Source organism: Anatilimnocola aquadivae, from assembly GCF_049819085.1.
In the GTDB taxonomy this organism is placed as follows: domain Bacteria; phylum Planctomycetota; class Planctomycetia; order Pirellulales; family Pirellulaceae; genus Anatilimnocola.
On record NZ_CP187419.1, the window covers coordinates 4,468,272 to 4,487,116 of the forward strand.

At 58.7% G+C, this 18,845-nt stretch carries 15 protein-coding genes; 4 read left to right on the forward strand and 11 right to left on the reverse strand.

Annotated elements, in window-relative coordinates; all coding sequences use genetic code 11:
* Positions 1 to 61: 61 nt before the first annotated feature.
* Positions 62 to 622: a DUF1003 domain-containing protein gene (locus NA78x_RS17755; RefSeq protein WP_425613710.1), complete on the reverse strand. Its 561-nt coding sequence runs from the start codon at positions 620 to 622 to the stop codon at positions 62 to 64.
* Positions 623 to 1,301: 679 nt separating this feature from the next.
* Here NA78x_RS17755 and NA78x_RS17760 point away from each other — a divergent pair.
* Both NA78x_RS17760 and NA78x_RS17765 read left to right on the forward strand, forming a co-directional pair.
* A complete protein-coding gene (locus tag NA78x_RS17760) occupies positions 1,302 to 2,891 on the forward strand; it encodes an alkaline phosphatase D family protein (RefSeq protein ID WP_425613711.1) in 1,590 nt (529 codons plus the stop codon).
* A gap of 84 nt (positions 2,892 to 2,975) precedes the next feature.
* Positions 2,976 to 3,749, forward strand: a complete 774-nt coding sequence (locus tag NA78x_RS17765; protein ID WP_425613712.1) for an SDR family NAD(P)-dependent oxidoreductase — start codon at positions 2,976 to 2,978, stop codon at positions 3,747 to 3,749.
* A 10-nt stretch (positions 3,750 to 3,759) separates the two neighbouring features.
* On the opposite strand, the gene NA78x_RS17770 is transcribed toward NA78x_RS17765, so the two are convergent.
* From NA78x_RS17770 to NA78x_RS17780, 3 genes are all read right to left on the reverse strand, one after another.
* Entirely contained in the window at positions 3,760 to 5,442 is a 1,683-nt protein-coding gene (locus NA78x_RS17770; RefSeq protein ID WP_425613713.1) for an HDOD domain-containing protein, read from the reverse strand.
* An 82-nt stretch (positions 5,443 to 5,524) separates the two neighbouring features.
* Positions 5,525 to 5,716 (reverse strand): Flp family type IVb pilin, encoded by a 192-nt coding sequence (locus NA78x_RS17775; protein WP_425613714.1) that lies wholly within the window; start codon positions 5,714 to 5,716, stop codon positions 5,525 to 5,527.
* Positions 5,717 to 5,902: 186 nt separating this feature from the next.
* Positions 5,903 to 6,388: a hypothetical protein gene (locus tag NA78x_RS17780; protein ID WP_425613715.1), complete on the reverse strand. Its 486-nt coding sequence runs from the start codon at positions 6,386 to 6,388 to the stop codon at positions 5,903 to 5,905.
* A gap of 149 nt (positions 6,389 to 6,537) precedes the next feature.
* Here NA78x_RS17780 and NA78x_RS17785 point away from each other — a divergent pair, with 149 nt between their 5' ends.
* Positions 6,538 to 7,458 (forward strand): UbiA-like polyprenyltransferase, encoded by a 921-nt coding sequence (locus NA78x_RS17785; protein WP_425613716.1) that lies wholly within the window; start codon positions 6,538 to 6,540, stop codon positions 7,456 to 7,458.
* A 57-nt stretch (positions 7,459 to 7,515) separates the two neighbouring features.
* Positions 7,516 to 8,625: a HEAT repeat domain-containing protein gene (locus NA78x_RS17790; RefSeq protein ID WP_425613717.1), complete on the forward strand. Its 1,110-nt coding sequence runs from the start codon at positions 7,516 to 7,518 to the stop codon at positions 8,623 to 8,625.
* Positions 8,626 to 9,433: 808 nt separating this feature from the next.
* Here the strand turns inward: NA78x_RS17790 and NA78x_RS17795 are convergent.
* The 7 genes from NA78x_RS17795 to NA78x_RS17825 form a co-directional block, all read right to left on the reverse strand.
* Positions 9,434 to 9,817 (reverse strand): immunity 22 family protein, encoded by a 384-nt coding sequence (locus tag NA78x_RS17795; protein WP_425613718.1) that lies wholly within the window; start codon positions 9,815 to 9,817, stop codon positions 9,434 to 9,436.
* Positions 9,818 to 9,980: 163 nt separating this feature from the next.
* A complete protein-coding gene (locus NA78x_RS17800) occupies positions 9,981 to 10,115 on the reverse strand; it encodes a hypothetical protein (protein ID WP_425613719.1) in 135 nt (44 codons plus the stop codon).
* 43 nt (positions 10,116 to 10,158) lie between these two features.
* Positions 10,159 to 10,578, reverse strand: coding sequence for a hypothetical protein (locus NA78x_RS17805; protein ID WP_425613720.1), 420 nt, complete (start codon positions 10,576 to 10,578; stop codon positions 10,159 to 10,161).
* Between the two features lie 45 nt (positions 10,579 to 10,623).
* Positions 10,624 to 12,975, reverse strand: coding sequence for a PPC domain-containing protein (locus NA78x_RS17810; RefSeq protein ID WP_425613721.1), 2,352 nt, complete (start codon positions 12,973 to 12,975; stop codon positions 10,624 to 10,626).
* A 44-nt stretch (positions 12,976 to 13,019) separates the two neighbouring features.
* Complete coding sequence (locus tag NA78x_RS17815) at positions 13,020 to 14,342, reverse strand: DUF1501 domain-containing protein (protein ID WP_425613722.1); 1,323 nt, start codon at positions 14,340 to 14,342, stop codon at positions 13,020 to 13,022.
* A gap of 42 nt (positions 14,343 to 14,384) precedes the next feature.
* Positions 14,385 to 16,949: a DUF1549 domain-containing protein gene (locus NA78x_RS17820; RefSeq protein WP_425613723.1), complete on the reverse strand. Its 2,565-nt coding sequence runs from the start codon at positions 16,947 to 16,949 to the stop codon at positions 14,385 to 14,387.
* Positions 16,950 to 17,165: 216 nt separating this feature from the next.
* Complete coding sequence (locus NA78x_RS17825) at positions 17,166 to 18,632, reverse strand: Gfo/Idh/MocA family protein (RefSeq protein ID WP_425613724.1); 1,467 nt, start codon at positions 18,630 to 18,632, stop codon at positions 17,166 to 17,168.
* Between the last annotated feature and the right edge of the window lie 213 nt (positions 18,633 to 18,845).

The window sequence follows — 18,845 nt, forward strand, 5'->3', positions numbered from 1 at the left end:
CTAGTTTGACCGGCCATTTCGTACGGTAGATACGATGAAGCAATTCATATCTAGAGCACGCTCATGCTGCGCGACGCTCTTGTTCCATAGGCGGCGTGGGAATGGCAACATTAGGCTCTAGCGCGCGTTCCAGCTCTTGCATGATGGCGACAATTGGCATCTCCTTCACCATCTCCTCCAACTCGAGATCTTGGCTGATTCTCTTCATGCCAAGATGGAACCGGATTGACTGCGCCATCTGCAGCATCTTGGTCGTTTCCTGTTCATTGAGCATGCCCAATTGAAGCCCAGCGTGCGCCCATTGCTCGGCCTGGTGCGTCTGTCGCTGTTGACTCATCAGGATGAACATCGAGAGCAAGGTTGCTTCAAAAGCGATGCAGAGCCCGAGGAAGCTGAACGGGTAGGGATCAAAGTGGGAGATGCCGAAGCATTGGCAAGTGTTAACGACAATCCAACCCACAAACCAGACAATGTGTCCCAAAAAGAAGAAGGGGCTGGCGGCAATCGAAGAGATCCGATCGCTTAAGCGAGCGAGCGTCGTACGCTGGCGGTTAAACTCTTGTTCGAGTTCCGCTATGGAGTCGATATTCCGCCGGAGTGCTTCGGAAATCAGCGGGCGCATTGCTGGGCACCAGGCAAAGGGAACGGGCACCGCACGACTGGACCATTCGTCTCCAAGATTGTCGACTGTTTCTGCAACCGACTGGATGTGAATTTCTCTCGATGGCTTGTTTATTGCCACGTCACGTGGCCTGCTAGCGGTGAGGCGAGACTTTCCTGCCCAAGCTGACCGAGCTTGCGGTTGACGAACTTGCCGCACGATCTAAACGAAGGCAAGCCTTCTTTCTCTACTTGCCACTCACTTCCCTCGATCAACACAAACGAACCGCTAACACACTCTTAATCTTTACCCGCGAAAATGGCCGGACAACCTGCACGGGGTGACGCCCCTTGGAGAAAGCAGAGGAAAAGGTGCGTGGTCCGTTCCTCGCTTATAAAACAGCGTTAGCATTGGGCCGCCGCAGCGGGGCGAGAAGTTGCCCGAGCAAACGCATCCCCAGATCGTTCATCGGAATGCCAACGGTACACTTGCCATTCGCCAAGGAAAGTGGAAGCTGATTGTTGGTCCAAGTGAATTGCTGGCGATGTTGGCCAATTCAATTGCCGTCGGTCGCAGCACTGCCGAATCAAAGCAAGCAAACGACATTGCAGGCTCCCCTGCCAGTTGCGAGTTCACCTTCCGCCCAGAATAAGTAAACTTCCAGCTACCTACCTGTCATCGATCTTTCAGGAAGCACGATATGTCCCGTTGGCAATTTCCCTACGTCGATCTTGGCAATTCCAGCCGTCGTTCGTTTTTGTTCACCAGCGGGTCACTTGCCGCTGCAGCGCTTTGGGCGCAACGAGCAGAGGGTGTCGTGCTCTCGCGACTCAAGGGAGGCGATAACCCGTTCAAGCTGGGTGTCGCTTCGGGTGATCCAACGGCCGACGGCTTTGTGATTTGGACCCGCCTGGCCCCCGATCCGCTCGATGGTGGCGGCATGCCCGATGCGCCGGTCGAGGTGACATGGGAAGTGGCCGAAGACGAGCAATTCATCAAGATTGCCCGCTCGGGCAAAGTCACGGCTGTTCCGGCCTGGGCCCATTCGGTGCATGTCGAAGTGGAGGGGCTGCAGCCCGATCGCTGGTACTTCTATCGCTTTCGCACGGGTATGGAAGAGAGCACCGTCGGCCGAGCGCGCACGTTTCCCACGAACGAAGCCGTGACGAAGCAATTGAAGTTTGCCTTCGCTTCGTGTCAGCATTTTGAGTCGGGGCTGTTCACGGCCTACGAGCACATGCTGAAGGATGATCTCGATTTGGTCGTCCACTTGGGCGACTACATTTACGAAGGGCCCGGCAAGGACAATCTGGTGCGAAAGCATGTCGGTGGCAAGCTTGAGCAACTTATTGACTATCGCAATCGCCACGCGCAGTACAAGACAGATCCCGCGATGCAAGCGATGCACGCGGCAGCACCGTGGCTGGTGACTTGGGACGATCACGAATTCGAAAACAACTGTGCCGGTCCCATTCCAGAACTGCGCAAAGGTAGACCCACGCCCAGCACCGCTGAATACCTTGCCATGCGGGCGCGGGCCTATCAGGCTTATTACGAACACATGCCCCTGCGCATCAGCACGTTGCCCAAGGGGCCCGATATGCAGTTGTATCGCAGCGTGTCGTTCGGTCGGTTGGCGAACTTCTGCGTCCTCGATACGCGGCAGTATCGTAGCGATCAGCCTCATGGCGATGGCCGCAAGCCGCAAGGTGACGAAGCTCTCTCGTTGTCACAAACCCTTCTCGGCGATCGTCAGGAAGCCTGGCTGAAGGACTCGCTAACAGGTTCTCAGGCACAATGGAACGTGCTGGCCCAGCAGGTAATGATGGCTCGCGTTGATCGTATGCCTGGCGAACTCTCGGCCTTCAGCATGGATCAATGGCCCGGCTACGAAATGAATCGTCGCCGCATGCTGAAGTTCTTTCACGAGCGGAAGATCTCGAACCCGGTGGTATTGACCGGCGATATTCACAGCAATTGGGCCAATGACTTAATCGCGGATTTTGACGATCTCGATTCCAGGGTCGTGGCCAGTGAGTTTGTCGGCACTTCGCTCTCGTCGGGCGGCAACGGCGTCGACAAGCCGAAAGATCATGCCACGACCATGTCCGAAAATCCGTTCATCAAGTTCTTCAACACTGAGCGAGGTTACGTTCGCTGTGAGATCACCGACAAAACCTGGCGCAGCGACTATCAAGTGGTAACCGACGTGCTGAAGCCGGGGGGCAAGCCGCTGACGCGAGCGTCGTTCGTGGTTGAGAGTGGCAAGCCGGGAGTTCAAACGGCTTGAGCCTAGGTGGCTTGATTGCGGCACCATTCCAGCGCACGATAGTTCGCTTTGCTGCCCATTCACCCCCGCCCAGGACTCTCCGCTATGCTTGACGAACTCTTCTCACTTAAAGGTCGCACCGCACTCATCACCGGCGGCAGCAAGGGCATTGGCAAAGCGTGCGCTCGTGGCATGGCCGAAGCAGGCGCAAACATTGCCATCAGTGCGCGAACCGAAGCAGAGTTGAAGCAAGCGGCCGCTGAGATCGGCCAAGGACTCGACGTGAAGGTCGAGTACTTCGTCACCGACATGAGCGATCGCGACGCGGTGAAGAAGCTGGCCGACGATGTGTTGGCGAAATTCGGCCGCGTCGACGTGCTGTTTAACAATGCCGGCAGCAACAAGCCTCAGGCACTCGTCGATACGACGATGGATACCTGGGACAGCATTCTGGAGTTGAACTTCACCAGCTGCATGCTCCTGTCGAAGTACATTGCTCCGCAGATGATCGAGCGGAAATGGGGTCGCATCATTTACACGTCCTCGGTGATGGCATTGGCTTCCAACACCGCTCGCGGCTTGTACTCCGGAACCAAGGCAGCACTTATTGGCATGGCCCGCGCACAAGCACTGGAACTCGGCCCCTATGGCATCACGGTGAACTGCCTGGCGCCAGGCCCCGTAGCCACGGACCTTCCCATGAGCATTCTCACACCGGCTCAGAAAGAGGTATTTGCCAACCGCACCGCGGTCAAGCGCTGGGGGCAGGTGAAAGACATGGTCGGCCCGGTCGTGATGCTCAGCACCGATGCCGGCGCGTTTATCACCGGCACGGTCATCTCAGCCGATGGCGGCATGCTCTGTCGCACGTTCGACTAATTCAGGCGAATTACAACTCGATGCTCTTCATCGTATTGCCGCCGCTGTGGAGCGCGCCGTCCAGGCAACGCTCGGCGGCTGCAATAAGATCGGCTGGCGGAAAGTTACGACTCGGCAGCGAGACCGTGGCGACTCCAGCACTGATGCTGAGTCGGACAGCGTCAGGAGGCAGACATTCGTCCTGCCAGTTCGGTAGCTGATCCTGCACAGTCCGGAGCGTGGCCAGAGCATCGCTGCGGGAGCAATCGCCCCAGAGCAAAACGTACCGCGTGCTGTTCAGCTGCAAACACGGGCCGAGGCCGCCGGTGGTCTCAGCCAGGTGTCGGCGAAAGCGTTCGAGGAACAGCATCGTGGGTTCGACGCCACAGACAAACTGGGCATCGGCGAAGTGATCGAGTTGCAAGATGGCCAGCGACATCGGGCTGCGTGTTTGTCGGCAGTTCTGCAGCACACCAGCGACGCGTCCAATCAGTCCCAAGTCGGCGGTTGCTCGTTGTGTTTGCGAATGAGTTGCAGCGGGCGCGGTTGGTGAAGTGCGACGCAGCGGAGCACCAACGGCTGGGTGCAACTGCTCATTGCCGGCATCGGTGCGATGATCACTAGGCTTGGAATCGAGTGGCTTCAACTCGGACAGCTTCATCTCGAAGCCGGGTCGTGCTGCCTGTTGAGCCGTCAGCTGCAGTTCGCGTGTCGTTTGTAGCAACGAGTCCAAGCCCGCGTGCTCGCTGGCCGCACGTTGCAACTGGACGAGTTCGGGAACCATCTCGACAGTGATTGTCGCCAGCCGGCGATGCGCGGCGGTGAGCAGTTCCTGCGACGTGGGCCCACTGGGCAATTCGATCGCCAGTACGCTCGAAAGCGACTCGAAGTGCGGTGTCAGTTCCTTTACAACCGAATGGAGCCGCACTGGCCCCATTTCGAAGTATCGCTGTCCGATATCGAGCAGAGCCGCAAGCTCGGCATCGTGTGGCTGTTTGATATAGCGTGTTAGCAGCTCGGCGACATGCAGGATCTGGCACAGTTGCCGGCTAGGGGTCGGCGCGTGTTCAACGGCGGTCTCATTGGGCGGAACCGATACCGCCTGGCAGACCTTGGGCGGCAACCGCCAGTTCATCAGCATCCGCGCGCTCAACGACAGATGATCAAAACCGAGCGTGGGAATCTCTGCCGCGAGCAGATCGCCGCTCCGCTCATGCGTCTGCATGTACAGGCTGGCATAGTTCTCGCCTAGCTGTTGCAGCAGGGCGAGAACGCCCACGTCTTGCAGCAGACCGGCAATGAACGCTTCCTCTTCGTCGGAGTCGGCGACGTATTGTTCGAGCAGTCGGCAAGCCACCGCTTTCAGCAGGGTGTGTTGCCAGTACTGTTGCAGTGCTTCGGCATGTATGCCGCGCAGCAAGTTCGGCGGCAGACTAAAGCCAAGCAACAAAGCCTTGAGCGGCTTCAAGCCGAGCAGAGCGAGCGCTTGTTGCAGATCGCTCACCTGGCGACTAAGCCCGAAGAGCGAGCTGTTGACGACTTTAAGAATGCGGGCCGCCAGAGCCGGGTCGCTCTCGAGCACCATTTTGAGTTGGCGCGGATCGACCTGTGGTTGCCCGGCAAGTCGCACTACTTCGAGTGCGACGGCCGGCAGCGTGTAGAGTTGATCGGCTTGCTGTGCGAAGCGATCAAGCGGGCTGAGCGAAGCTGTCATCGATACACGCACCAAGGGTTCGCCAAGAGAGATTGCTACTGGTGAACTCTAGCTCGCGCTCAGCCGCAAGGTTTTCCGCAAATTAACTTCCACTACCAGCGGCAATGGCGGCATTGATCTTGGTTTGGCTGTCTTCAAACGCACCTTGGGTTTGAGTTCCGAGGAACGTCACGGCACCCACGCACACACCGACAATCAGAGCCAACATCACGGCATACTCGACCGCGGTCGGTCCGTCCTCTTCCCATAATAGGCGCAGTAAAAGTCGGTTCATGGCGCAGCCCTTTACCCAATAACGAAGAAAAGATCGGCGTGCCAATCAGAATGTCGGTGATCAGCAACTGCCGGGGAGTTTGTCAGGCAGCCAATCCAGGGAGACCACTGCCTGTCGTTTGAACTCTAGGTCACGACTGGGCAGTGAGCAAAAGAAGTTGATATTTTCGGCCGCTGATCCATCTCGTTAAAACGGCGGGGCATTCGCCGGCCGTTGTGCCTGTCGGAATTCACCCGGGCGAGTGGCTGTCTGCGTGGGATAAGCCTGCTGCTGTTCTGCCTGCAGTGCTTCAAAGTAACGACTACGCCGTTTATGACTGGCGTGCGGATCAGGCAGCAAACGATTGCTGGCGGGTTCAGCAGGCGCGCTGGGCAACTGCGGAGCAGGAGTTGGCTGTGCTGCGCCTGCTGGTACCTGCTCTTCGAAATAGTACGGCGCATGGCCGCTGCTATACGCGTTGTTCACTCCGTAGCCGGGCAGAGCGTACGGATGCCGAATCGGGAAGTGCCCACACGAAGACTTTGGCGGGCATTGATCATACGCGTGATAACCATCACTCCAGCCCAAGCCGGAGGTGCGAACGACGTAGCTGAACCATTCGGCCTGAGCCGGCAAGGTGGTCGCGCCGAGCAGCAAGCTGAAAGCGCCGATTTTGACGATGGTCTGTTTCATGGTCGTCCATTCCCCATTCATTGGGCGGCAGCCTCTTATCCGCCGCATCATCAGTTGCTATCGTCCCTCGGTTAGGCACGCCATTCCCAAATTCGCCCTCGCCCGCGACAATGCTGTGAAGGTCCCTCCGTTCCTGCGGTAGAAACAGTATGTTCGCCACGTTCCGCCACTTGCTGGCGATGATCCGCTTCAGTCATACCATCTTCGCGCTCCCATTTGCGCTGCTCGCGGCGGTAATGGCCTGGACCACGCCCGCCCCAGCGGGAGTCGACGTCTCCACGGCCTTCCGGTGGCAACATCTACTCGGAATCTTGATCTGCATGGTCGGAGCCCGTAGCGCAGCGATGGCCTTTAACCGGCTGGTCGATCGCCAGATCGATGCGGCCAATCCGCGCACGCAAACGCGGCATATTCCGGCAGGTTTACTATCCCTGCCGACCGTCATCCTCTTCACGCTCATTTCGTCGGTCATCTTTTTTGCTGGTACGCTCCTCTTTCTACCGAACTGGTTGCCGATCGCGCTATCCGTGCCGGTCTTGCTGTTTTTGCTGGGGTACAGCTATGCCAAGCGGTTCACATCGCTGGCCCACTTCTGGCTAGGCATCGCTCTCATGCTCGCCCCGGTCTGTGTCTGGATCGCCCTGCGTGGCGAGATCCTGCTCGTTCATCCTCGCGACATTCTGCCCGCCGTCATGCTTGGCCTGGTCGTTTTAAGCTGGGTAGCCGGCTTCGACATCATCTATGCTTGCCAGGATGCCGATTTTGATCGGCAAGCCAAATTGCGCAGCGTACCGGCCACACTCGGCGTTGCCGGAGCACTGCGATTGGCCGCTGCTTGCCATCTGGTCACCCTGGTCCTGCTCGGGCTGCTGCCCTTGCTCTGCCCGGAATTAGGGCTAGGTTGGATTTATGGCAGCGGTGTGATCGCGGTGGCCGTGCTCCTTATTTACGAGCACGCGCTGGTCAAACCTGGCGACCTGACGCGCGTGAACGTAGCCTTTTTCAACGTCAACGCCATCGTCAGTTTTGGTCTGTTCGTGTTCGGCACCATCGATCTGCTGCTGCGATAAACCCGGGGCAAGTTCAGGGGCCTGCGTTTCCCCGGTACCTCTTCCAGGAAGTGACTCATGCGAGTTTGGAGCCTCCCCGTCGCGGCTATCTGCGGTTGCTGTCTCATGGGCTGCGACAACAGGCCCCCGGCAACTCCCATCAATCCCAGCGCGCCTGCGGTTGAAGAAGCCAATAAAAAAGTCGAATCGCACGCCGCGGTTACGCCCGCAAAACCGGCCGAGCCCATTGCCAAAACGCTCATCCCGACTGAACCTCCCATCCAACCCTCCCAAGATCCCCTCCGCGAAATCGCCGCGCGCCTCGTTGAACCGAACGACATCGGAGGCTGGCGCATCAGCGAATCCGCTGCTCTGGAACTCGAACGACTCGGCCCCGATGCTCCTGCCAAGCTCTTGCCCCTGATGAGCGACGCGCAACTCGAAGTCCGTCGCGGCTCTGCGTTCCATTTGCTCAGTTGCTTCGATCCTTCGTCCCCCGCGCAAGTTGCCGCCTTCACCAAGGCCCTTGGCGATCAAGATGCCACCATTCGCGGCATCGGCCTGCAAGCGGTGAAACAGTTGCCTCCTGCCGACATCGCCGCGGCCGCTCCGCAGCTCATCGCCATGCTCGATCCCAAGCTCGAAGCCAAATACGAGAACCGCTCGGCCATTGTGCGACTCGCTGGCAGTCTCGGCCCGAAGGGAAGCGAGTTTATCGACAGCCTCGGTAAGTCGGCCACCAACGATCCCGATGAACGCGTTCGCTCCGCCGCTCTCTTCGCAATCTCGCAAGTCGCCACGCCCGAGCAATCCCTTCCCACCCTTCGCCAAGGTCTCGCCGATAAGCAACCGGCCGTCCGCCTGGTTGCCGCCGGTCGTTTGCGAAATCTAGCAGCCAAAGCCGAACCCGCCGCCGAAGATCTGGCCGCCGCACTTGCCGACAGCGACGAACGCGTCCGCACTTCCGCCGCCGAAGCCCTGGTGCGCATTGGTCCCTCCGCTCAAGCGGCCCTCACCAAAGCCCTTGAGAGCAAAGACGTCAACGCTCGCAAGCTGGCCCTCGCCTGTCTCTCCAGCTTGGGGCCCGCTGCCAAGTCAGCGCTCCCCGCCATCGAAAAAGCTCAAACCGACGCCGACAAAGACATCAGCGAAGCCGCCAAGGTGCTGGCCGAACGTCTGAAACAGTAGTCTCGCCATCGCACAGGCAAATCGACATAACTCGCCTCGTCGCTCCGTAGCCCGGGAAAAGCATGTTCACAAACCGGCCGGCCCGAGAACCCAATCACGCGCCAAACCCGAGAGTTGCGCTAGTTCCGGCTCACAAACCTCACTAGTTTGTGAACACCCCCTGCTGGAACTACTGCCAAGTTACGTCGAAGTGAAGGCTGCCCGACGTCAGGCGTGCGCGAACATTGCACTCGGTTCCCGACTCATCTAAACGTCCAACAATTCCCGCGATTGTTGGACAGTCGCCTGTTTGCAATTCTTGCTGAAAGCTACTGGCGCTACGGCACTTAAACCGCATCGATCAAATTCTTCCACCATTCTCTTTGTCCAACAACCCTGGCCATTGTTGGACACGTCCCTGCCGACCAAGTGGACGTCGTTGCTCGTAACCGTTTACGCCAGCAAGTAGGTCACATCCGCTGGATGTGATCCTGGCCTCGCAGCTAGCGCAAGACTTGGTAACTGAAAGTCAAACGAATGCCCGGGCGTCTCGGCGATTCAGGTTCGGGCCGGCGGCCAGAACCTACCTGTGCTGGCGTGAACGGTAACCGTTGCTGTCTCCAGAACAACGCTTGCCTTCGGCGCAGAACGCACCATCTCTAGCCCAACCATACTTACGAAGAACATACCGTCATTGTCGCAACATAGATGACTTCTGTCAAGCACTTCGTTATTAAATTATTAATATCCGTGAGGCGCAATAAGCTATCTGTTGCGCCAAGATGACTCGTTCGCTGGTTGGGCCGATGGGAACCTTAACCAAGACCTGTTACGTGCTGCAGCCTTTGAATTGGCCCACGTACCAGAGCTGGTATCCTTTCCCTTTAGCCGACTTGGGCTTCGAGAATTCTCCTTTGTCGGCAACGAAGCAGGCGTTCAAGCCTTCAACTCCCAATGCTTCGACGGCCTTCACGACAGCCTCCGTCCCCTTTTTGGGAAAGCCCCAGCCTTCGATCAAATCCTTCGGTGTCGCCTTCTTCTTGAACTCCGCGAATACCAGATCGTGATCGTAAAACGAAACGCCCTGATCCTTGGCAAAGAGACTGATAGGAGCATCTTCGTCTTCTTGGTCTTCGTCTTCTTCCATGTACTTCTCGAGTGCCTTGCTTGATGGAAATTGGGCGACCCAAATATGCGCGTCTTTGATTGCCATGTGAGACCTCAGCAAGTTGGCGTGTGAGCACTGTACGACCGCAAGATTCTACGACAACGATGACCAAGTTCAAATGATTCGATCGGGCCTGTCGAGGACAGGCTCTCGCCAGACTGATCTGCAATGATTTGCTGGCCGATAACGACGTTGGCATCGAGGTAGATCAGCGGTCATCCCACTCCGCGCGCTCGGTGTTGACCTGCGCCAGGATGTCGTCACCACTTCGTAGGACCGGTGCAGCCCCGAAGGCGTCGGCGATTGAACCACTCGACTTGGGAGTGGTTGGCGTGATATCCAACTTCGGCACTCCCGCGGCGTGAGGCAATGGGTCGTCGCGGCGATTAGCTTTCCTTGGATGTCCCATCTGGATTCCGCATAGGGTACAGCGTGACTGCGAGTGAACAACCTGCTTTGGCCAAACCATCAACCGCGGCCAGTGGCACCGAATGGATGTAGGACCATGTGTCCCAGCACTCGAAGCCAATATTGAACTCACGCATGTAGCACGAATCGAGCTCAGCCTTGGCGACCGGTGACAGCCGATTGATCGCGTCGATGATGGCGAGGATGTCCAGCGCGGCAGTGCGATGGGAGCTATCTACTTCGTGAAAAGATTCGACGATTGAATGCCAGTGTCCGTCTTCGCAGTGGGTGTAGTGGAGCACCCGACAGGTTTCGCCGAGTTCGCGATTGAGCGTGTCAAAGGGCATTGTCGATTTGAGGTCGAAGTCGGTGTTGGCGTACAGGGTATCTCTTTGCACTTGAAACACCATTCCCTAGCAGCATAACGGACCAGTGCCTGTCGCCTATTTCGCCGCATCTTCCACATAGATGGGCACGGTGGTTTCGCTGACGGCGGGCCATTTGCCGTCTTGCATCGCGGTAGCGCGGATGACGGCCTGATAGACGCCGGGTTTGGCATCCGGGGCAATCTTGATCTTCAGCATGCACTGCCCTTCGCTGGGCGCAAGTTGCAAAGCGTCGGCGGAAAGGGGCGAGTTCTTCTCGCCGCTGAGCAGCACATCGGCCGGTACTGGCAACTTGACAGTGCGCGAGACCTTCAGGGGGATCTCGATGGTGCCGCCGGGGGCAGCCACGTATTCTTGCGGTTCCGGCGTGATCTTAAGCAGGGCACCTTCCAGCGACATCACAATAAAACCATCCATGATGCCTGTGACCTGGCGAATGTTCCCTTTGCCATCGGCCACGGGCGTGACGCCAATCACATTCATGCGGGCGGTGAGACTCGTCTCCAGCCATTCGGGCATGAAGATGGGGTACTGCACTTGCTCGACGCCAGCGGGCACGGTGACGTTGCCGCCGCGAATGCCGCGCCGCTGTCGCTGCTGGACGGCTCCCATTTGCAGAGTCACCGGCCCCGTGTAGCCATCGAGGCGTTCGACAATGACATCGGCCGGGTAGGTGGTGCCGCGGTTGACGATACGTCCGCCATCCTGCACAGTCGACTTCACCTTCACGCGAGTTTTGATAATCGACGTGATCAAGATCGGGGGGCTCCTTTTCTCGATCATCTTGCCTTCGACTTCTGCCTTGGCGGTGATCGTCACGTAGGAAGCAACCGCCGGGGCGGTTTCGGCCACGTTGAGGGTCAGGTTCAGCGCGGGCTTGTCGGCAGGAACCTGATTGGCCACCGCCGGTGCCATGACTTCGGCGAGCGAGACACCTTCGGGCAAGCCTTCCACTTTCAGATCGATGGGAGCTTTCCAGATGCCGTGACGCGTTACCTTCACAGCCAGATCGGCCTTGCCCCCCAGAGCGATATCGAGCTTATCGGGAACTTGCAGATCAAAGTCCACGAGCGTGGCGACGTCCGAGATCATCAATCGATACACACTGGCGATACTCGGCTCGATTCCGCTCACATCCCCGACGATCAGTTCGTAGGTGCCATCGGCGGCCACTTTAAAATCGAGCAGGGCGTCGCTCGCTCCGGGCTGGTCGTCATTGCGCAGCAGTTCTTTGCCATCGAGACTAGTGATGACCAGGGCGGGATCGACCGGCGATTGAAAACGATCGACCTCGGCCACGATGCGAAGGGTCTGCCCCTGTTTGGCTTCGAAGCGGTAGCGATCGACGGGCATCCCGCTGATGCCATCGACCTTGTCGAACGAAGCCGAGATTGCCGCAGGAATTGCCAGCGTGCGCTGGGCCGCGTCGTCTCCGGCCGGTTCGAGCAAATCGGTTGCTTCACCGGCAAAGACCCGCGCCGTAGTTTTGCCCAACGGTGTAGTCACGGTCACATCCTGCGGTACGTTCGTGGGACCAGCGACGAGTGTCACCTCTTGATTCACGAAGCCAAGTGCTGCTGGTTGGGAGAGTCCCCAGCCAATGATTTTCAGCGATTGCTTTTCGCCTGGCTTCACAACCAGCGGCACGGTGGTCAGCACTTCTGGGATCGACCGAATGGATAGGCGATAGACATAGCCCCGATCGCCGGCGAACTCGGCATCGCGCACGCAGGCCGTGTAGGTCATGCCGGCCTGCGAGACGAACCGCAGTGTCACGCCGGTCCCGACCGTGTCGGCGCCATCGGCGACAATCTGCCCGCTCGCGTCTTTGATGGTCAACACGCCCGAGAAAGGCTGGCCCAGGCGATCTTCCAGCCGGCAGGTGAGTTGAGTGGCAGTGGGCGTCGTAAAGCGATACTCGTCGATCTCGGTAATGCGCGACAGCCGGCCCGAGACAGCGGCAGGGATTGCGGGCAGGTCGATGAACTTGTCACGCTGGTCGGGTTCGACGATTTCGCTGACGTCGCTGACCACGAACTTGCCGACGTTGGAACCGCCGTTGGCGTTGGCGACTCGCCAGGTGATTTCGCCGGGGGGCAGATCAGCAGGTAGCGTGATTTTCGCTGGTACTTCGCGAGGTAAGGGAGGCTGCACTTGCCCCGCCTTGTTGCCGAACCAATACGGCGGCGGCGTTAAAAAGGGCTCGCTGGCTTCGCCGGTGATTTCGATCTTCACCCGCGGATCGAGCGGCAGGATCTGCATGTCGCTCGTCCAATCGTAGGTTCCCAGTTGAACTTCGATCGTCGTGCCTGCTTTGCCGGCCGGCGGATAGACGTAGCCAATCTGCGGGCGAATGTTAGCGGCAGCGACTTGGCTGACCGAGGCAGCCAAGAGCAGATAAGCGATCATGTGGTTGCCTTCTTATGTGCGTGCGTGCTGCGACCGACTTTTGATTACACCAGCCCAGGAATCACCCGGCCGCCATTCACAATCGGCACTGGACGACCCAGCGGAGTGTAATAGGTCTTGTTCGTGTCGATGCCCATCTGATGGAAGAGAGTGCAAATGACGTCTTCCACGCCGTAAGGCTCTGTCGTGGGATAGGCACAGCGGTTGTCGGTCGCGCCGATCACTTGTCCCTGCTTCACGCCGCCGCCGGCCCACAGAATGGCTTGCGTCATCGACCAGTGATCGCGCCCCGCACGAGCATTGATTTGCGGAGTACGGCCCATTTCGCCCATCATGATGACGAGCGTACTTTCGAGCAGGCCGCGTTCTTCCAAGTCGGTGACGAGCGCGCTAAAGGCGCGATCGGCCGAGGGAATGAGATCTTCCTTCAAGCTGGGGAACTGCGAGAAGTGCGTGTCCCAACTGCCGTTATCGACACCGACGAAGCGCGAGCCGGCTTCCACCAGACGACGAGCGAGCAGGGCACATTGCCCCAGCGACGTGTAGCCATAGCGTTCGCGAGTTTTGTCGCTTTCGGCTGCGATATCGAAGGCCTTCCGCGCGTCGGGCGCGGTGATCATTGAGTAAGCCTTTTCGTAGTAGGTGCTCATCACGTTGGGGCGATTCCCCTGAGCGGCCTTATTCTGCTGCTCGACCGCTGCGAGCAGCTTGCGACGGCGCTCCATGCGATTCTCGGAAACTCCGGGCGGCAAACGCAGGTCGCGCACTTCAAAGTCGGGCTGCACGGGGTCGGTCTCGAGCACGAATGGTGCGTGCGTCGGACCAAAGAAACCGGGGCCACCCGATTCCATGGGATCTGGCAAGTTGACATACACGGGAATGTTGCCGCGCGGACCAAGCTCACGCGAAACGATGCTCCCCAGTGAAGGATAGAGCAGGTTGTTGGGCGTACCACCCGCCTGACCATCGGCAAAGGCCGCCTTGTAGCCGGTCATGCAGTAGTGATAACCGGTGTTGTGACCGTTGTCTTTATGACTGTGCGAGCGGACGATGGTGAACTTATCGGCAATCGCCGCCGAAAGGGGGCAATGCTCGCCGACGAAAGTGCCGGGAACCTTTGTCGAGATCGGTTGATAGGGTCCGCGAATCTCCGCCGGCCCTTCCGGCTTGAGATCCCACATGTCGATGGTGCTGGGGCCACCTTCCAGAAACAGGAAGATCACCGATTTTGCTTTGGCCTCTTTGCCGGTCGCGGCGACAGCTTCCAGTTCGAGCAGGCGCGGCAAAGTGAGTCCACCAATCAGACCCACGGAACCAAGTCGCAACGCTTGTCGCCGGGTCACACGGTCGCAGTAGGAGCGAAGCATTCGTCACCATCCTTCGTGATTTCAGTCCGTCGTGAAACTGGCTCAGTGGTTGAACAAAAACTCTTTGCTATTGAGCAGAACCCAGACAATATCTTCGCAGGCTTCGCGCCGGTCCGGGCTTTCGGCCAAGAGCGGCAGCAGTTGTTCTTTTTCGCCCGGCTTGGGAAAGCGAGCGAGCACGGTCAAGTACAGTTGGTCGAGCGTCTCGGCTGGGGGCAATGGCTTCTTCGCAAGCACGGCGGCGTTGCCCGAGCGGCTGCGAATCTTAGCCATGATCTCGGGCGAGTTCAGCAAGTGCAGAGCCTGCGAAATGCTTGGTTCGTTGCTGCGCTCGCATTCACAGACTGTGGCGCGAACGGGGCGGCCAAAGATGCGGAAGAAGTACGACGGCAGCTTGTTATCCCAGATCTGTACCGCGCGGTGACCTTCGGGCCAGCCATTGAAAACCTCGGGCGTTCCCGTGGCTTGTCCGATGGCATCGAGCAGCACTTCGGCCGGCAAGGCCTTGTGCGAGGCATGCGAAAAGTTCTGTTCGTCGGTCGCGTTGCTGGGGGTGGTTGTCGCGGCCAACTGATACAGCCGACTGCTGAGCAGCGTGCGTGTGAAGGCCTTGAGGTCGTACTTCACCTCGCGCAGGTGTTTCGAAAGTTCAAGGAGCAATGGTTCGTTCGAGGCTGGGTTCGTCACGCGCAGATCGTCGATCGGTTCGACGAGTCCGCGACCGAAGTAGTGCGCCCAGAGACGATTGGCCATCATGGTGGCAAAGAACGGATTCTCTTCAGCAGTCATCCAGTCGGCGAGTTCCACGCGGGGATCGACCGCATCGGAAATGGCCGACTCGGGAACAACCGGTTTCTTGGGCTTGGGTGGCGGTTTGACTTTGCCTTTGTTCGGAAGAACAACCGGTTCGGGCACTTCCGCCACGACTCGCGGTTGAGGTGTGACGCCGAGCGGACGAGCTTGCACGAACTGGTTCGTGCGGGGATGCAGCAAATCCTTGGCTGGAATCGGCACGATCGACTCACCACCATCGGGTGTTCGCTTGCGGCTCACACCGCTGAACATGCCGGCCATCGCAAAGTAATCTTCCTGCCCCCAGCGATCGGAAGGATGATGATGGCACTGGGCGCACTCGAGCCGAATGCCGAGAAAAACCTGACTCACATTGCGAGCGGCCACTTCGGGCGTATCAAGCGCCTTGTAGAACGCAGCGGGACCTTCTGCCTTGACGTTTCCCTTGGCAGTGATCAACTCACGAGCGAATTGGTCGTAGGGGCGATTTTCACGAAATTGCCGGTGCAACCAGCGGGTGATCGCGACCGCGCCTTGGGGCGTGATCTTCGACTGATCGACTCGCAGCAGATCGCTGAATCGCATCGTCCAGTAGTCAGCATACTCGGGGCGTTCGAGCAGGCGGTCGACTAGCACGGCTCGCTTGTTGGGCGAGGCATCCGCCAAAAAGGCCTTTGCTTCTTCAGCGGTGGGCAGCATGCCGATGACATCGAGATAAGCCCGGCGGAGGAACGTAGCATCGTCGCAGATTTCGCTGGGCTCGATGCCAAGGCGTTGCAATTTGTCCCAAGCCAGGTGATCGACAAAGTTGTTCTCGGCTGGGCGAGCGAACGTCACTCCAGGCTGAGGAATGGTGATACGGCAGACAGTGACCTGGCCGAGATAGCGAGCGAGAATCGCCGCTTCGCCGGGCAGATCCGAAGCTTGTACAAAGCCGCGACCATCGACGCCGGCGATCGTGCTCGCGTTCGATTCGTACTCGGCTTCGGTGGTGACACAGCGGCGCGAGCCATCGCTGTCGATGGCCCACACGCGCAGTTGCTGGGTTCCCTTGGCATGTAGCACTTGTTCGGTGGGTTCCACTTCAATGCGAACGAGCGTCGGTGCTGCTTCGCTGCCGTAGTTGGCACCTTCGCTGATCCAACGGGCCAGTCGCTTATGACGAATGCTCCCTTCGTCGAATCGTTGGCCACCACCGTGCGGTTCATTCGCCAGCGCCTTCCGCAGCAACAGGCTGTGCTCCGGCGAAGCGAGCGAAATCCGCCGGCCGCGCCCTTCTTTGGTGATGGCATCGTGGTCAGCCTTAGGATCGAAGCCAAACACCGTCAGCTTGAAACCGTTCTGTCCTTCAGCCTTGCCGTGGCAGCCACCCATGTTACAAGTGGCCTTGGTGAGAATCGGGATGATGTCGCGCGGGAACGAGAGAGGCGTGGGATTCGTCATGCCCTTAACGGTCACGGGCACTTTCGTCGGCCCGCCGGCATGTTCGACCAGCACATTCGTCTGACCATCGGCTACGGGTGTGATCAGGCCCAGTTCATCGACACGCGCGATCTTCTCGTCTTCGCTGCGATACTTCACTTGTCGGGTTAGATCAATCGTCCGCTTATTTTCCGTCGCCTCGCTTACCAGCAACTGCAGGCTTGCTTCGGGCTGATCGATTTCGCCCGTCGCGGGAGTGACGGTGATCTTGCTGGCTGCAGTCGGCTCGGCCGCTGGTGCCGGCAAAGTTACGCCCGCCAGCAGAGCAAGAAATGCGGTCGCAACTGCGGCTGTCCGCAGCCAGCATCGCGAATAAGGCAAAGCTTGACGCATGAACGGTTCGTCCTGGCGGGCTATAAGGGACGAAAGGGGCGGGGTTTGGCTTCCAAACCAAAGCATCAATCTAGCACGATGGATCTGCCGACTCAAGAAATATCGGCAGCGAAATGACCAGCCATGCGAACAAAGCGTCGGGCAGGCCGTCAAAAGAACAAGCCCGGCCAAACACGACCGAGCTTGTAGGAATTGCTCTGGCGAACCTAATTCGCACTAGATGTCCGATTCCGAAGGAATCTCGTAGCCCTTGCGGTTTTGGCGCGAGAGCATCTTGTTGGCCGCTTCGTTGCCTGGGAAGGTCTCGCTCTTCGGGTCCATAGCCAGCAGCGGGCCGATCGCCAGAGGAGTCTTGGCGATATCGACGCCATTGTCCTTCAGGTGAGCGATCGTCCGCTCCAAAGTCTCCTTCGACTTATCGTTGGTGGTGTGAGCCTCGAGCTTGCTGGCGAGCATCGCGGGTGTCGCCGTTTCGCCCAGCCGGTACGAGATGTTGCCCGTATGGCACAGAGCGCTCGAGAGATGTCCTTCCGAGATATCGGCGTTCAAGTCTTCCGACTTGCGCGAGCGAACACCCTTGAGAAAGTTCTCGAAGTGGTTCTTGTCGTCGCCACCCTTGAACTCGGCGATCATCTTGCCGTCTTTGTCGAACGCAGCGCCGCCGTTGTAGCTCGGCAGCACGACATAACCTTCCGAGCCTTCGAAAATGACGCCCACCTTGGCACCGCGATAATCGCCGGTCTTCAGGCCGCGCACTTCAAACGTCAGCGTCTTGTCGCCGAACTCGTGCATGATGACCTGCGTGTTGGCGGTTTCGCCGGCGTCTTCATAACCGACGCGGCCACCGTAGCTGATGACCTTGTCACTCAGTTGATCGACACCGAGACCCCAGCGGGCGATATCCATCTGGTGAATCCCTTGGTTGCCAAGATCGCCATTGCCCCATTCCCACTGCCAGTGCCAGTCGTAGTGGAACTTGGGACGAGTCAGCGGCAGCATCTGCGAAGGACCGCACCACAGGTCGTAATTGACGCCCTCGGGAACCTTGTATTCGCCCTTTGCGCCGATCGAGCCGCGTGGTTTGTAGCACAAACCGCGGGCCAGCTTCACATCGCCGATCTTGCCGGCGTGAATGAAGGCAATCGCGTCTCGCATGCCCGGGTTGCTGCGGCTTTGCGTACCAGTTTGACAGATCTTGTTGTGCTTGCGGGCGACTTGCACCGCGCGGCGACCTTCGGCCACGTTATGGCTGACCGGCTTCTCGACGTACACGTCCTTGCCGGCGAGCATCGCCCAAATGGCAAGAATCGAGTGCGTGTGGTTGGGCGTGGCGATGCTGACGATGTTGACGTCTTTGTCTTCGAGAACCTTGCGCAGGTCTTCGAGCATCTTGGGGGTGAAGCCTTCCTGCTTCTTGCCGATTTCCTCGGCACGCTTGCCGCCGATGGTGCGGTCGACGTCGCAGACGTGAGTAATGCGGGTGTCTTTACGATGGGCGAACGCACCAATGTGCGAACCGCCGCGCCCGTTCACGCCGACGACGACAACGTTCAGCCGTTCGTTTGGGCTGCTGCTTTGCTTCTCTTCCTGAGCAAAGAGTTGTCCGCTCGAACTCGCCGCGACGGCAGCGGCAGTGGCGAACATCGAATCTTCAAGAAACTGGCGACGATTGCGCTTGGACATGGCGAGTTAGGCTCCGGTAGCGGTCAACAAACGCCCCGTAACAGGGCGGGAAGGGAGGATCCTGAACCGGCCATCTTAAACCACCGCGCAGGCCAGGGAAAGCAAGAGTTTGTGACCAAAATTGGCTATCGGTTTCGCCGCCAGTTATGACGCAACAGCTTTATGGGTGGGTCTTCGCCGCGAAACTGCCAATCCCAAGATTGCTCGATGAAG